This is a genomic window from Bacillus sp. FJAT-50079 (genome assembly GCF_018343515.1).
Classification (GTDB): domain Bacteria; phylum Bacillota; class Bacilli; order Bacillales; family Bacillaceae_C; genus Lederbergia.
In genome coordinates this window covers 21,021-35,799 of record NZ_JAGYPD010000007.1, presented here as the reverse complement: position 1 = coordinate 35,799, position 14,779 = coordinate 21,021, and the positions used below count along the sequence as shown (strand labels likewise).

13 protein-coding genes are annotated in these 14,779 nt (G+C 40.0%); 5 read left to right on the top strand and 8 right to left on the bottom strand.

The genetic code is table 11. The features are described 5' to 3' along the window. Nucleotides 1-48: 48 nt before the first annotated feature. Nucleotides 49-816 (top strand): TioE family transcriptional regulator, encoded by a 768-nt coding sequence (locus KHA95_RS18455; protein ID WP_213139033.1) that lies wholly within the window; start codon nt 49-51, stop codon nt 814-816. Nucleotides 817-883: 67 nt separating this feature from the next. Here KHA95_RS18455 and KHA95_RS18450 read toward each other — a convergent pair whose 3' ends face one another. From KHA95_RS18450 to KHA95_RS18440, 3 genes are all read right to left on the bottom strand, one after another. Continuing rightward, nucleotides 884-1,834, bottom strand: coding sequence for a coiled-coil domain-containing protein (locus KHA95_RS18450; protein ID WP_213139032.1), 951 nt, complete (start codon nt 1,832-1,834; stop codon nt 884-886). A 168-nt stretch (nt 1,835-2,002) separates the two neighbouring features. Beyond that, the gene (locus KHA95_RS18445) at nt 2,003-2,941 is read right to left on the bottom strand and encodes an SDR family NAD(P)-dependent oxidoreductase (protein WP_213139031.1); all 939 of its coding nucleotides are present in this window, start codon (nt 2,939-2,941) and stop codon (nt 2,003-2,005) included. Nucleotides 2,942-3,025: 84 nt separating this feature from the next. Next, nucleotides 3,026-3,598 carry a TetR/AcrR family transcriptional regulator gene (locus KHA95_RS18440; protein ID WP_213139030.1) on the bottom strand — a complete coding sequence of 191 codons (573 nt, stop codon included), beginning with the start codon at nt 3,596-3,598 and terminating at the stop codon, nt 3,026-3,028. Between the two features lie 442 nt (nt 3,599-4,040). Between KHA95_RS18440 and KHA95_RS18435 the strand changes: the two genes are divergently transcribed. Next, complete coding sequence (locus KHA95_RS18435; protein ID WP_249317085.1) at nt 4,041-5,360, top strand: alkaline phosphatase; 1,320 nt, start codon at nt 4,041-4,043, stop codon at nt 5,358-5,360. 51 nt (nt 5,361-5,411) lie between these two features. Here KHA95_RS18435 and KHA95_RS18430 read toward each other — a convergent pair whose 3' ends face one another. After that, nucleotides 5,412-5,969: an HD domain-containing protein gene (locus KHA95_RS18430; protein ID WP_213139028.1), complete on the bottom strand. Its 558-nt coding sequence runs from the start codon at nt 5,967-5,969 to the stop codon at nt 5,412-5,414. Between the two features lie 126 nt (nt 5,970-6,095). Here KHA95_RS18430 and KHA95_RS18425 point away from each other — a divergent pair, with 126 nt between their 5' ends. Together KHA95_RS18425 and isdG are read left to right on the top strand one after the other, a co-directional pair. Continuing rightward, nucleotides 6,096-7,337, top strand: a complete 1,242-nt coding sequence (locus KHA95_RS18425; protein ID WP_213139330.1) for a CynX/NimT family MFS transporter — start codon at nt 6,096-6,098, stop codon at nt 7,335-7,337. Nucleotides 7,338-7,589: 252 nt separating this feature from the next. Then, nucleotides 7,590-7,940 (top strand): heme oxygenase, encoded by a 351-nt coding sequence (gene isdG, locus KHA95_RS18420; protein WP_213139027.1) that lies wholly within the window; start codon nt 7,590-7,592, stop codon nt 7,938-7,940. Between the two features lie 47 nt (nt 7,941-7,987). On the opposite strand, the gene srtB is transcribed toward isdG, so the two are convergent. Then, nucleotides 7,988-8,752, bottom strand: coding sequence for a class B sortase (gene srtB / locus KHA95_RS18415; protein ID WP_213139026.1), 765 nt, complete (start codon nt 8,750-8,752; stop codon nt 7,988-7,990). Between the two features lie 534 nt (nt 8,753-9,286). Here srtB and KHA95_RS18410 point away from each other — a divergent pair. Further along, the gene (locus tag KHA95_RS18410; protein ID WP_213139025.1) at nt 9,287-10,855 is read left to right on the top strand and encodes a Vga family ABC-F type ribosomal protection protein; all 1,569 of its coding nucleotides are present in this window, start codon (nt 9,287-9,289) and stop codon (nt 10,853-10,855) included. Between the two features lie 32 nt (nt 10,856-10,887). On the opposite strand, the gene KHA95_RS18405 is transcribed toward KHA95_RS18410, so the two are convergent. The 3 genes from KHA95_RS18405 to KHA95_RS18395 all read right to left on the bottom strand — a co-directional run bounded on the left by KHA95_RS18405 (nt 10,888) and on the right by KHA95_RS18395 (nt 14,760). After that, complete coding sequence (locus KHA95_RS18405; RefSeq protein WP_249317082.1) at nt 10,888-11,436, bottom strand: STM3941 family protein; 549 nt, start codon at nt 11,434-11,436, stop codon at nt 10,888-10,890. Nucleotides 11,437-11,874: 438 nt separating this feature from the next. After that, nucleotides 11,875-13,860 carry a YjhG/YagF family D-xylonate dehydratase gene (locus KHA95_RS18400; RefSeq protein ID WP_283248186.1) on the bottom strand — a complete coding sequence of 662 codons (1,986 nt, stop codon included), beginning with the start codon at nt 13,858-13,860 and terminating at the stop codon, nt 11,875-11,877. Between the two features lie 24 nt (nt 13,861-13,884). Further along, nucleotides 13,885-14,760 (bottom strand): fumarylacetoacetate hydrolase family protein, encoded by an 876-nt coding sequence (locus tag KHA95_RS18395; protein ID WP_213139024.1) that lies wholly within the window; start codon nt 14,758-14,760, stop codon nt 13,885-13,887. Nucleotides 14,761-14,779 lie beyond the last annotated feature (19 nt).

The window sequence follows — 14,779 nt, the reverse complement described above, 5'->3', positions numbered from 1 at the left end:
ACCTTTGCTTCTGTTACAGTAAAATTTACTTTTTGGGGAGGGATTGCGATGACTTATTACAAACCAATCGAAATTGCTCGAGCACTGCAAATTAGTACAAGTGCATTAAGGCATTATGAGTCATGGGGCGTCGTGCCCGCACCAGAGCGTGCCGAAAATGGCTATCGTCTTTATACACCTGTCCATTTAGCCTACTTTCGCTGTCTGCGCGCCATGTTTCCCGGATTCGGCTTCTCGGTCACATATGAGGTTCTTCGTCATGTCCAAAATAACCAGATTGATCAAGCGTTTTGGCTTGTCAATGAGGAACAAGCAAAACTTCATCATGAAAAAAAGAGTGCCGATCAAACACTCACATTATTGCAAGACCCGAAGCTAGATTTACTGAACGATGAAAAACTAAAACCACTCATGACGATTGGTGATGTGGCGGCAATCACGAACGTTCAACCTTCAGCTATTCGTCATTGGGAAAAGGAAGGGCTAGTAACACCAGAAAGAAACCCTGAAAATGGATACAGATTATACACTCCTGTTCATGTAAGACAAATTTTACTTATTCGCACCCTTAGAAAGACGATTTACTTTTTGGAGCATATGAAAGAGATCGTTCATGCCGTCGAACATCAAAGCATCGAAAAAGCAAAAAAAGTCACTGAGCAAGCACTTATGAGTATTCATCAACGGAATCGCCAACAATTTAATGGTGTTCATCAGTTAGTGGCATTATGTACGGAAATTGAATTAATAGATTCGGATGAAGCCTCACTATTAAAGATCAACCATTCGTTTGATAGGGAAAAGCAGAGAAAATAGTGGGAATTGCCTAAAATCACAAGAAGCAGACAAAGAAAAATGTTATTTTCCCTCATCTGCTTTCTGCTTATGAAATAATTAAATCACGTTCCTTTTCATCCAGCCGTTCTAGTTCGCGTCTTACTTCGTCACATTTACTAGCGAGCTGATCTTGCACTCGTCGCACATCATGAAGAATTCCGCCTACTTTGCTTTTCGCTTCCGTGATTCGGGAATGAACCATCCAATCTGAGAAAATATTATCAAAAAATAAGTCTGTAAATGTAAGCATGCTGCTATTGTTTATCGTAAATGACTCAATAGCCATGTTTTGAACATCCATCAATTCCGTTTTAAAATGCCGTAGTGCGCGCTGTGCTTGTTGAATCAAATCTTCTGATTGATTCATTTCAGAATACTTCATTGCTGAAACAAGCAATCCACCACCAAGAAACGTATCCCATGTTGACATGCCCTCTGCTGAGTTGAGCTTTTTACGTGCTTTGTTAAGTGCTCGAAACGCCTTATTTCCTGCACCTTGCGCTTCTTCTATTTCACGAAGCACTGCTTGGAGTGCTGCTCGCTCGTCGGCAATTTTTTGCAATGCTTGGTCAGCCTGCGAATCATTTCGACGTAGCCAGCATTCTTTTTCTTTTACAAATTCTTCCCAATCGGCATCAATATGGGTAAATTCCGGATCTTCCATCTGCTCGCGCCATTTTTTGGTGTCTGTTTCTAGATCAAGCAGCGTCTTTTTTGCCTCATTATATTTTAATTCTGCTTCTGCCGCTTCGGCTACTTCCTTATCCATTTTCTCATCCCATTTACCCGTCCATGTATCGATGATGTTCATGAATGAGAATTTCCCGAGCTTTGCCACATCTTGCTGCTCTTTCGTTAGCTGTTTATGAAGCTGACTGCATAGCTTCTCTGCCGCTTTTAACTGTGCCTCGTAATCAGTCAATCGCCGCTTGATCCGATCACGCTTACTCAATTTAGCCATTAGTTCCATCTGCCGATTATGCATATCAAACCCCATCTCATCGCCCCCTTATATTAGGTACGCACCATTAGAGAAGAAGTTTCATCTTTCGCTGAAACAATGACATTTCCAACTAGGAATCCTAAGACTCCATTTTGCTCCCTAGATACTAGATTGAGATATAACCCGAAAGTTTTCCACCCCTTCCATACGAAAAAAGTTCCCTTATCTTCCTTTATCACTCATCCAATTTAATGTGATCTTAATCCCTTCTTTATATGGCGTCCGTGGGATTGTTCCTATTTTTTCTTCGTATTTTTTTCCGCTCAAGATTACGGGGTCCTCTGTTAAATACATCATCTCAACCATTTCTTTCATGAATGGCTGAAAGATTCCGATGATGCGAATCATTGTTTTTGACACCATTCTAATCGGCTTTTTATAACCCGTTTCCTGACGTAATATCTCAATGATTTCTTCCCCTATTATCGGATGTGCTGATGGGATATTCCAATTTTGATTGTATGCATCCTCTCGCAAAGCCAGTTCCACCAACGCCTTTGCACCATCCAATGTAAAAAGAAACTCACGGGCGATCTTAAGATGACCAACGTAGTTTGCTGTTTTATTTTGCACGACATTTTTAAGTGTTTCGTGAAGAATCGTATTTTCAGCATTCGGACCATACAAATCTGGCATATGAACAATTAAGAAGGGGACACCACTCCCCTTTAATCTATTTTCCATGGAAAGTCGGATTTTCCCCTTTTTTGTATGTGGCTCCTTCTTTGTGTCTTCATATACTTCTATTTGCGATTGCCTTCCATATGCATAAATATTATCAACGAACGCAATTTTTGCTTCCCGCATCTTTGCTGTTTTTATAATAATCTCCATACATGAAGGATGCTTTTCATTCCATTCTTGATAAGGAAAGCTAACAGCATGAAAGATAACATCGACTCCATCAGCTGCTTCGATCACTTCTCTTTCCACGAGCACATCCCCTGGGAAAATCGTTACTTGCGCTTCATGCTGAAAAAGTGCATTCAATTTTTCCTCCCCTCTGGAAAAAGCAATCACCTCGATCCCTCTAGCCGTTAACTCACGAACTAACGCATAACCGATTCCACCTGATGCTCCTAGTACCAATGCTTTTTTCATCATTGCGACCTCCTTTATTGACCATCGGTCAAATTATATAAAAAAAATATTAGAAACTCTAAACGGAAAAAAGTTTAGAGCTGTCTAACCATTTAAACCTTTCATAATAAAATGCACATGAGATTCAGCTGCGAGCTTCACATCGTCAAAATGAGCAACATATCCTCGATAATGTGATACAAATCCATGTAACGCTAAAAATGCTGACCATATATCAATGATCTTTAACTTATTCTCTGACAAAGCTTGGACCGTTTGAGCAAATTTGTGATATGAGAGGTTTGCTGCTTCCTGAGATAAACTGTCTACTTCCGTATTCCTGACCATAAACATGATTTCATACTGACTTTGATGATTTATTCCAAATTCAATAAATCGAATAAGGATTTGATAAAGCTTTGTTGAATCATCTTCCGGTCCCTGAATTGACTCTTCAATTAAGTTGTTCAATACAGCAAAATCTTCTTCCACAATCGCATAAAACAAGTCTGCTTTATTTTTAAAATGATAGTATAACGCCCCATGGCTGCAGTCCAACAATTTCGCGATACTGCGCATAGAAACTCGTTGAAAGCCCTTTTCAATAAACTGTGTCCGTGCTTTTTGTAAAATGATTTCCCTTGTTAGCTCTTTTGAAGCTGTTTTGCGAGGCGACATGTTCAAACTCCTTTTATTAACCGGTGGTTAATAAAAGAATAACATACTTTTAAATCGTTACACAAGATCATTTTCTAATCATATAACGATGCACCTTTTCATTATTTGTTCATTCGTAAAAGAGCTATTGATATTGCTTTTGAATAAAACTGTATCTCTATACAATTAATTTGTAAATTTAACGTAAAGATTTGAAAGTCTACAATATACCGAAAGTCTGATGATCGAATTATTTCCATTTACCTTTTTAGACAGTATGATCATATTACGAAGAAAGATAAAACTTTATACAGACAAAAGACCCGAATGGTACAATGGAAACTTTATTTCATAGGAACTTATTCCTCATTTAATCGATTTACCGATCATTAACACCGCAGTTATAATACCTTAATAAAACAATTATACAATGGGTGTGTACTTCATTTTAGGAGGGATTAAATTGAGAAATGTAGTAAAAAAGAAAGTCATTTCAATCGTTGCCGTTTCAACTCTTGCTCTCGGTACATTGATAGGGGTTAATTTACCATCCTCAAATGCAGAGGCTCATTCCGACCACAATAATGGTAAAGTGAAAAACGTCATTTTCATGATTCCTGACGGCTATTCAGCTTCTTATGCTACAAATTATCGTTGGTTTAAAGGCGAGGAATCAATCATGGATTCTATGTTAGTTGGGATGCACCGTACATATTCAGCCAATTCCGAAGTAACGGACTCAGCTGCAGCAGGGACAGCGATGGCTACTGGAATAAAGACAAATAATGGGATGATCAGCACTTCGCCTAAAGGTAAGAAATTAAAAACAATATTAGAGGCTGCTGAAGATGCAGGGAAATCGTCAGGCTTAGTCGCTACTTCTACTATTACACATGCCACCCCGGCTGTTTTTGCATCACATGTTGCCTCACGTGCGGATGAAGCAGATATCGCACCCCAACTGCTTGAAAATGGGGTTGACGTCATCCTTGGAGGCGGGAAGAAGTATTTTCCTGATACATTGATAAATAAAGCTAAAAAAAGTGGTTATGACTATGTTTCAGATCGAAATGATCTATTAAATATCTCTAAAACTGACAAATTAATCGGACTGTTTTCGGAAGATGGCATGGCTCCGGAATTGGACAGGGATATGACGACTCAGCCTAGCCTTGCTGAAATGACCGAGGCGGCTTTAAACGTTCTTAAAAAAGATAAAGATGGTTTCTTCCTTATGGTAGAGGGTAGCCAAATAGACTGGGCTGGTCATGACCATGATGCCGCCTGGGCAATGAAAGATTCTCAGGCATTTGAAGAGGCGCTCGAACGGGCATTAGATTTTGCTAAGAAGGATAAAAAGACTCTTATTTTGATCGCTGGTGACCATGATACAGGCGGGATGTCCGTTGGAGGATATGGAGAATACGATGCAAAGGTAGAAGTACTTCGTAATGTCACTGCAACTGGCGATTATATGGTTGGCCAATTAAATGCGGAGCGCAGCAATGTAAAGGAAGTTGTGAAAGAATTTACTGGACTTGATTTAACAAACGAAGAAATCGAGAAAATCCAATCAGCTTCCAATCCAGATATCGCTATAAACGAAATTGTATCTGAACGGGCTCTAGTTGGCTGGACTAGCACGCAGCATACAGGGGTTGATATTCCGCTATATGCATTTGGGCCGGGGTCTGATCTATTTAGGGGGTTGCACGACAATACAGACCTTCCTGTATTGTTAGCCCAAGCAATGAAAATTAAATTTAGCAAGACACAAAAATAAGAGTGAACCGAACCTAAGAACCCCATTCGAACGGGGTTCTTCTTTTAACTTTTATGCCTTTATCAATAAAGCTGTCTGCAGTTCTTCTGCCAATCTTACAAACTCTTCCTCTATAACGTCCATCATTTTAAACGAGAGACTGTATCGTTCTTGGACCTCTTCCCCCTGAAAATCGTTCATATTAAGTAATGTTGCCATTTCATATTTCAACATCGCATCATCAATCAAACGGACAAGATCTAATTCTGCCTCTGTTAAAGAGACCAATCCATACGTTTCATAGATCGTCTTTTGTAATGTATCTTCAATTTTCATATAATCAGTAAGATGCCTTTTTACAGGTCTTGTAATGTCAGAAATGTATGCCTCCGATGCATCATGGAGCAAGCATGCTAATTGGACTCGTTCCGAATATCCCCTATTTTTTGCCTCTCGCGCGCAATAAATAGAGTGTTGTGCCACACTAAAGAAATGAGCCGCATGTCCATTTGCCCGACATGTCAATGAGAGTGCATGTGCGATATCCCTCGTTGAAATCTCATCAGCCCGCGGGTCTAGCGGCCAAAATTCAATACCTGTATATGTTCTAATGCAACTACCAATTCTCATCCATTTCTCTCCTTCGATCTATCCTATTCTCAATTTCATCATAACAAATTTTCTTAGAGTTTTAGATTGGCAAGTTTTATTCATTACTTATCCTCTATGAACATGGTACACTTAAATAATGATTACATGTTTGGAGGCTTTATTTTGGCTAGTCAATATTCACGACCTACAAGTAGAAAATTAACGTTTACCCGGGACTACTGGATTCTTATTATAGGAATTATCTTTATTGCTTCTACTCTCCGTTCACCATTAACGTCTGTTGGACCACTTATTTCATTGATCAAAAGCGGCTTACATATTTCCAATGTGTTGGCTGGATTTCTGACCACGATTCCCTTGCTTGCATTTGCGCTCATTTCACCATTTGCGCCTCAAATTGCGCGACGCTTTGGGATGGAACGAACATTATTTGCTTCACTCGTTTTATTAACGCTAGGGATCGTCATTCGATCATTAGGCACAACCCCGTATCTACTCATTGGTACGTTTTTATTAGGAGCTGCGATTGCGTTCGGAAATGTATTATTACCGGGCCTAATCAAGCTTAACTTCCCACTCCATATCGGGCTTTTGACGGGATTATATTCCGTTGCCATGAATTTATCGGGTTCGATAGCTGCTGGAATTAGCATTCCACTTGCGGAAGGAACAAGCTTTGGCTGGGAAGGTGCATTGGGCGGCTGGGCGATTCTCTCATTCGTTGCAGCAATCATTTGGTTGCCACAGTTAAAAGCGAAAAAATCGATGGCTGGCGCGGCGATTGCAACAAAAAGGCAGAATACATCGCCATTATGGCGCTCCAATTTAGCTTGGAATATTACCCTTTTCATGGGATTACAATCGTTCATCTTTTATACTTGCTCCGCATGGTTACCAGAGGTATTAAAAACGCAAGGCTTAAGCGCAGGGCAGGCCGGTTGGATGCTTTCGCTCATGCAATTTGCACAATTGCCGATGACATTCATCATTCCTGTCATTGCAGGAAAAATGAAGAACCAACGTATGCTCGTTTTATTCATTGCTAGTTTCTTCTTAATTGGATTTGTGGGAATTTTTATCGGAGCACCATTGATTCCACTTTGGATGATTATTCTTGGACTTGCTGGCGGATCGGCGTTCGGACTTGCGATGATGTTCTTCACCCTGCGAACGCACACGCCACATGAAGCAGCGGATTTATCTGGAATGGCACAGTCGTTTGGCTACATTCTTGCCGCGGTTGGCCCCGTGTTTTTTGGGCTTTTACATGATGTCACTTCAAGCTGGTCCACTCCGTTGATTCTTTTATTTATCGCAACAGCAGGTCTGTTTATTTCAGGGATGCGTGCAGGAAAAAATGAAGTTGTCTTTCAAAAAGAAAGTTAAAAAGAGGTTGTCCATTCGTATGGACAACCTCTTTTTAACAAGAAAATATTTCCTCCAACTACTTGACTTATCTACTGATAACGATTATCATCATTAGTGAGAATGATTTTCATTATCATGATTATCATTGCTTATTCTTGCTGTCGGACAGAGGATGACCAAGTACATGTTCAACTACTATACACAGCTTATTCATGAGAAAAATGGAAAATATTTTTTCTGAATATTCAAATCTAACAGAGGAGGAAAAACATGATTATTGTCACGAACACATCGAAAATCACTAAAGGAAATGGTGAAAAACTAGTTGAACGTTTTAATAAAATTGGGAAAGTCGAATTCATGGAGGGTTTCTTAGGTTTAGAGGTCATGATGACTGAGAATCTACGAGACTATGATGAAGTAAGTGTCGTTACCCGTTGGAATGCAAAGGAAGATTTTAAGAACTGGACAAAAAGTGAGGCCTTCCGCGAATCTCATTCCAAGCGCACAGTACCGGAGTATATCATTGAAAACAAAATCACTTTTTACGATGTAAAAGTTGTAAGGGAACCGCAAAGCGCGATAAATTCCGAGAACGTTTTGCAAACACAAGTGCAATAATATAAAAAGCCGCAATCCTTCTAAAGGAGCGGCTTTTTATATCCCATTTAAGATGTTTTACTTAACTTTGCATGCATAACAAGTCGTCCATTTGAACGCCAGTTGTCACAAGTAGATAAAGTGATGATTTGATCATCCATCCCCACATCTATATTTGTTTGGACGACGGAGCGATTTTTTATTTCGTCAATGAATGATTGATAGACTTGATCATCTGAAAAATCAGTCTCGATATAATAAAAATCAGTCGTTGTTTCATAAACAGAAAAAATTTCAGCCTCATAGCCTTCATATAACGTATCGAAGTAAAATGATGGATGTTCATCAAGAAAAGATTGGTCAAGGAACTTACTGATCTGTCCAAACATCGAGCCATCCTTCATTCGATGTCCATAAATAATCGTATGTTTATCCGACCCCTGAACATCATTGCGGTAATCCATAAACAAGCTGCCAGCTCTTGTTTTTTCATGACGATAGTTTCGATCTAAATAGTATTCATTATTTTCTGCCTGTAAAATCGGATAATCGATTTTCGTTTGATCGATCGTAATCCAACCAACGATTTCTTGATTAATTTCAAGTAATGGTTGAAAGGATTGTCTCACTACTTGCTCTTTATTTTGCTCTTGCATTTCCGTTTCAGGAAGATATATTTCTTGAATTTCGGCTAGAGCTTGGCTGTTTCCACGATATTCAAAGTAAATCTTTGTTAATTGATAAAGAGAAAAACAAAAGATGCAAAGGCATATGATTGTCGTAAGGTGTTGAAAGGACTTATTTTTCTTTCGCTTATTACTTAATTGCTTCATTCTCATATACGCTCCCTTTTGTTAAAGATTTTCCCTTTACTATAAAAAACATTCATTTTAGACAATTGATTAATATTCTCAATAAGTTGTTATCGCATGATTATCTTAGCTCATATTGAGAATGATTGTCAATTAGAGTGAATCTATAAACTTCTCTTTAGCAGACATGACTTATATATGAATCTTTTCTTTTGCCGATGGAACCACCTTTTTCACAAGAAGTATAAACCCATTGACATATTCATCCTTTATCGCTTATAGTTGCCTTAACAATAAACGGAAGGGTGACCCAATTACATGAAGTACTAATCCTATTTTTGAAAACAATCGATGGCAAAGCATGATGTGAAACAGGAGATATTCCTGTCCTTTTCGTCATGCACTGGATCGGGCGTTTTTCAGAATAGGATGGTTCTTTCATGGTTGGGCAAACAAGGGGAAAATGCCTCTTTTTTGTTGTACACCCATGCCTCCTATTCTGAAAAGATAGGAGGCATTTTTTGTCTCCAGCATGAATGAAATGGGGATGATATGATGATTTTACTAGAAGCAAATCAATTAAAATGGTCGATCAAAGATCGCTTAATTATTGATGTAGAAAGCTTAAAAGTCCAAAACGGGGAGTGCATTGGCTTAGTTGGAAGAAATGGAAGTGGAAAAACGACATTATTAAAGATTTTAGCAAAAAAGAAAAGCCCAGAGTCTGGAACAGTTACGTTGTATGCACGTTCTGAAATATTGCCACAATTAAAACAGACGAACACAATAAAAAGTGGCGGTGAGGTGACGCAAGCGTATATTAACGAAGCGCTCGCAAAGAAAGCAGAGCTTCTATTAGCTGATGAACCGACAACGAATCTTGATACGGCACATATCGAAAAGCTGGAAAGGCAGCTAAAAAGATGGCATGGCGCACTTATCATTGTCTCCCATGATCGCGCCTTTCTTGACTCGCTTTGCACAAGCATTTGGGAATTACATGAAGGACAAGTGAAAGTCTATAAAGGGAATTATTCGGATTATGTATCACAAAAGGATTTAGAGCAACGACAGCATGAAAATGCGTATGAGCAATATGAACAAAAGAAGAAACAACTCGAAGCCGCACTTGTTTTGAAAGAACAAAAGGCAGCGAGAGCTACGAAAACGCCGAAAAAAGTGAGCGGGTCGGAAGCTAGAATTACCGGCGCCAAGCCGTATTTTGCCAATAAGCAAAAGAAACTGCGCAAAGCGGCAAAAGCGATTGAAACCCGCTTAGATATACTGGAAAAGGTAGAGAAAATAAAAGAAGCACCGCCGATTAAAATGAATGTACCAAATGCCGAAACGTTTAAAGGAAGAATCATATTACGAGTAGATGATGTTAGCGGCATCGTTGGTAGGCGAACCCTCTGGAAACCCGCTCGTTTTAACATTAAAGGCGGGGAGAAGGTTGCGATTATTGGTAAAAATGGCAGTGGAAAAACAACGCTTATTAAGAAAATCATTCAAGCAGAAGATGGAATTACCCTTTCCCCTGCAATCAAAATTGGCTATTTCAGTCAAAATTTAGACCTATTACATGTTGAACAATCAATTTTAGAAAATGTCGCTTCTACTTCAAGGCAAAGCGAAAGCTTGATTCGTACCGTGCTCGCGCGCTTACATTTTTTTGGAGATGATGTGTATAAAAAAGTGGGTGTATTAAGTGGCGGGGAGCGGGTAAAAGTCTCCTTTGCGAAACTATTTGTTAGCGATATTAACACGCTTATTCTCGATGAGCCGACAAATTTTCTTGATATTGAATCAGTTGAAGCACTTGAATCCTTGCTTCAAGCCTATGAAGGAACCGTGTTGCTCGTTTCTCATGACCGTCGCTTCCTACAAGCCATCGTAAACAAAGTGATCGCAATTGAAGATCAAAAAATTCGCCTATTTGAAGGGACATACGATCAATTTGAACACCGTCCTGTACAAGAAACGAGAGATTGGCAAGAAGATGAACGACTTTTACTTGAAACAAAAATAACAGCCGTTCTCAGCCAGCTAAGCATAGAACCATCTGAAGCATTGGAAGCTGAATTTCAAAAGCTTTTAGCGCAGAAACGAAAATTGGACAAATAAAAAAACGGGATTGGAAGGAGTTTTCCAATCCCTTACATTTCCTCGTTCCTTTCTATATGAGGATCATGACTAGCCTCTTCCCAACGTTCATTAATTTCATCGACCAAATCGTCTAATGGGCAAGCGAGAATTTTTACAGGTATGTTTACTTGAGCTGATACAAGGCCCCTATTTGCCTTATTCAGCCACTTTTTCACACCGCTCGTCCTGTTAATAATTAGTTCAGGATCATACGTTGTAATACCTAGAAACACCTGACCTGAAAACTGAACAAAATCAATCGCCTCAATTTCTTCCCATCTAACCAATCCTGCACCAATATAACTCGATTGATCAAAAATCCCTTCCTCTGACACAATTAATGCCGGCTTCTTTTCCATTAATACTTTAACGTAATAAATTAAACATAAGGCAAAGATGGCGATCACGAGAACACCAATAACTTTAAGCCAAAATCCTACAGAACCTGTCTCACCGCTAGAGAATACGATAAATACAATGCCAAGCATAATAAATAATAAGCACATAAAAGCTAACATCACAATTCTTCTTATTTTCGGTAATACGATAAAATCATTCAATCTACATACCTCCTCCCGTTGTTAATAGTTTAACTGAGTTAAAATCATTAACAACGGGCAAAGGTCCCTGCTAACGATTAGGTCCATATTCATTATATATACAGCTTTTTAGTTGTTATTGTTCATGTCTTCCTGTCGCTTCGAAAAGAAAAGCGCACCCTATAATGAGTGTGCTTTTGTGAGTTCCATATTAGATTAAAGGCTTGAGGGCGGCTGTATGTACTTTCCACTTTCCGACGCATCATGAAAACTATGCATTGTCTCCAATACGTGATAGGCGTGTTCACCATTCGCTCGGTGCTCTTTACCCTTTAAAATTGCCTTGCCATATCTGCGACACCAAGACCCCTGCTATTTTGCATATAGCCGTAATTTAACAGATGGTCTGTAAAATTTCCTTCTTTATTCTACGGAACTTTCTGAACCTTCTTCCAGCCATTAATTATGAACTACCCCTTCCCTTTTTAACGCCTCTTCTCCAGCTTCCAGTACGTTAATGATTCGATCTACATCATAAATACTTCCGCGCCATGTTCCGCCGCTCACCTTTTGTAAAGCAGCCCATAGGCGTGTATCGTCCGGGAGTCCTTGTGCAGGCGTAATTTTGTTCTGTTCTCTCTGTTGCAAAATCAATGCACCTTCATCAGGTAGCACTGGATTTTCTTCCGTACCTAAAAAGTGGAGATGTCCCTCTAAGCGAACAGTATCTATCTTCACTTCAATGATATCACCGTCACACAGCTTCCCAATCGGTCCTCCCGCCAATCCTTCAGGACCGACATGACCTATACATGCTCCCGTTGAAACACCTGAAAACCTTGCATCTGTTATGAGTGTCACATGTTTTCCATAGGATAAATGTTTAAGCGCCGAGGTGAGCTGATACGTCTCCTCCATTCCTGTTCCTAATGGCCCGCAACCAGCTACGATCATGATGTCACCTTGATTAATTTTCCCCTCTCTTATTGCTTGGATCGCAGCTCGCTCACTTGAAAACACCTTTGCTTTGCTTTTATGATAAAAAATGCCATTCACATCAATTTTTTCCTTATCAATGGATGTTGATTTGATAATCGATCCCTCTGGGGCAATATTACCAATCGGAAAAGTAATCGTAGATGTCAAACCTTTTTGCTCTGCTATTTCCTTTGACATAATAACCTCATCAGCAGGAATATGATCAGCTTGCATGAGACGCTGCTTCATATTTTGTCTTCGTTCCGATTTTTCCCACCAATCTAAGTTCTCTCGTAATGTCTTACCTGTCACCGTCATGACATCCTCATATAATAAGCCTAATTTACGCAGCTCGAGCATCACCTCAGGCACCCCGCCAGCAAGATAAGCACGGATGGTTGGATGATAGTCAGGACCGTTAGGCAATACACTGACAAGCCTTGGTGTTTGGCGATTGACTTTAATCCAATCCTCTACAGTAGGGATACTACAGCCTGCCGCATGAGCAATCGCCGGGATATGTAATAGTAAATTGGTCGAACCGCCAAATGCAGCATGAACAACCATTGCATTATATATGGCTTTATCTGTGATAATAACTTTTGTCGTAATTTTGTTTTTTTCCAGCTCAATGATCGCATTTGCTGAACTTCTAGCCATCTCTCTCCATATTTCTTGTCCTGATGGAGCTAGAGCGGAATGTGGAAGAGATAGTCCTAGCGCCTCACTCACTACTTGCGCAGTCGCAGCGGTGCCTAAAAACTGACACCCTCCCCCTGGTGTGGCACATGCTCGGCAGCCTAATTCAGCTGCCTCCTCCAATGTAATTTCGTTATTGGAATATCGTGCGCCGATCGTCTGAATTTTCCCTGCGTCTTCACCATATTCAGGAGGTAATGTCACACCTCCAGGTATGACAATGGTTGGCAATTGGTGCATCGATGACAGAGCGAGCATCATTGCTGGGAGCCCTTTATCACATGTAGCAATTCCGATCACCGCTTTTCTCGTTGGAAGAGAACGAATTAAACGGCGATAGACAATCGCTGCATCATTTCTATAAGGGAAAGAATCAAACATCCCGGACGTACCTTGAGATCTGCCATCACAAGGATCACTTACATATGCTGCAAAAGGGATCCCTCCTGCATGATGAATCACAGTTGCCGCTTCCTTCATCAATTGATCGACTTCCCAATGTCCAGTATGATAGCCTAAAGCGATCGGTTGCCCCTCGGCATCTTTCATGCCACCTTGTGTACTAAGCAATAAAACCTCTTTCCCGCGTAATTTGCTTGGTGCCCAGCCCATCCCTACATTTTGAGAAAGTCCAAACAAATCCCCACTAGGCGAATGACGAAGCATATGATCTGTAAGGGGCAGTCTGCCTTCCGGTCCTTTTGCTTTTGTTTTAATCTGTTCAATCACATTTGATTTAGATTCTAAAAGCATATCTAAAGCATCCATGCATGTCTCCCTTTCGAATGTATTTCAACAATGGCCTACTGGATTTCTTAAAACCCCAATGCCTGGAACTTCTATTTCGATTAGATCCCCAACTTTTAATGTAAAATCATTGGGTGGAACGATGCATGTTCCTGTAAGCAGCACGGTGCCGGAAAATGTCTCGTTATCTCTGATTAGAAATTCGACCAATTCCTCATACTTTCTCTTTAATTGGGATGTACTTGCCCTTTCCTCAAAAACATTCTCCCCTTGCCTAAGTATCCTGCAGATAATTTCAAAGGCATAAGGATTTTCAACCGCTTCCGCTAAAAGGATAGCCGGGCCGATAGAACAGGAATGCTTCCAAATTTTCGCTTGTGTTAAATAAAGCGGATTTTCTCCTTCAATGTCTCTGGAGCTCATATCATTACCAATCGTGTAACCGATGATTTCTCCATGTTTATTAATGACAAGACCTAATTCCGGCTCGGGAATTTGCCAATTTGAGTCTGAACGTAAATAGATCGGGTCATTCGGTCCAATCGTTCTTCGTTCAGTCGATTTTAAAAACAGCTCCGGTCGCTCGGCTTCATACACTTTATCGTAATAAGAGCTTGCACCTTCCTCACGTTTAGATTCATAGTTCCTTGCTTCCTTACTTCTTTGATATGTGACACCGCTCGCCCATACCTCATAAGCATGAATTGGCAGCTGTAAGTTTAATTCTTCAAACGATAGCTCTAAAGCTTTTACCCCCTCTATCGCTTTAAGAACAATCTCTAAACAACTTTTGCCTTCTTCCTCCCCCTTTTGAATAAGCTCAATGCTTGTAGCAAATGGTAAAGGGTAAATTTCCGATTCTGCCGTAACCGCAGCTAATTGGTTCGAATTTGTTTCCGTTCGGTAACTAATGATTCTCACCTTACTCCCTCCCCTATTC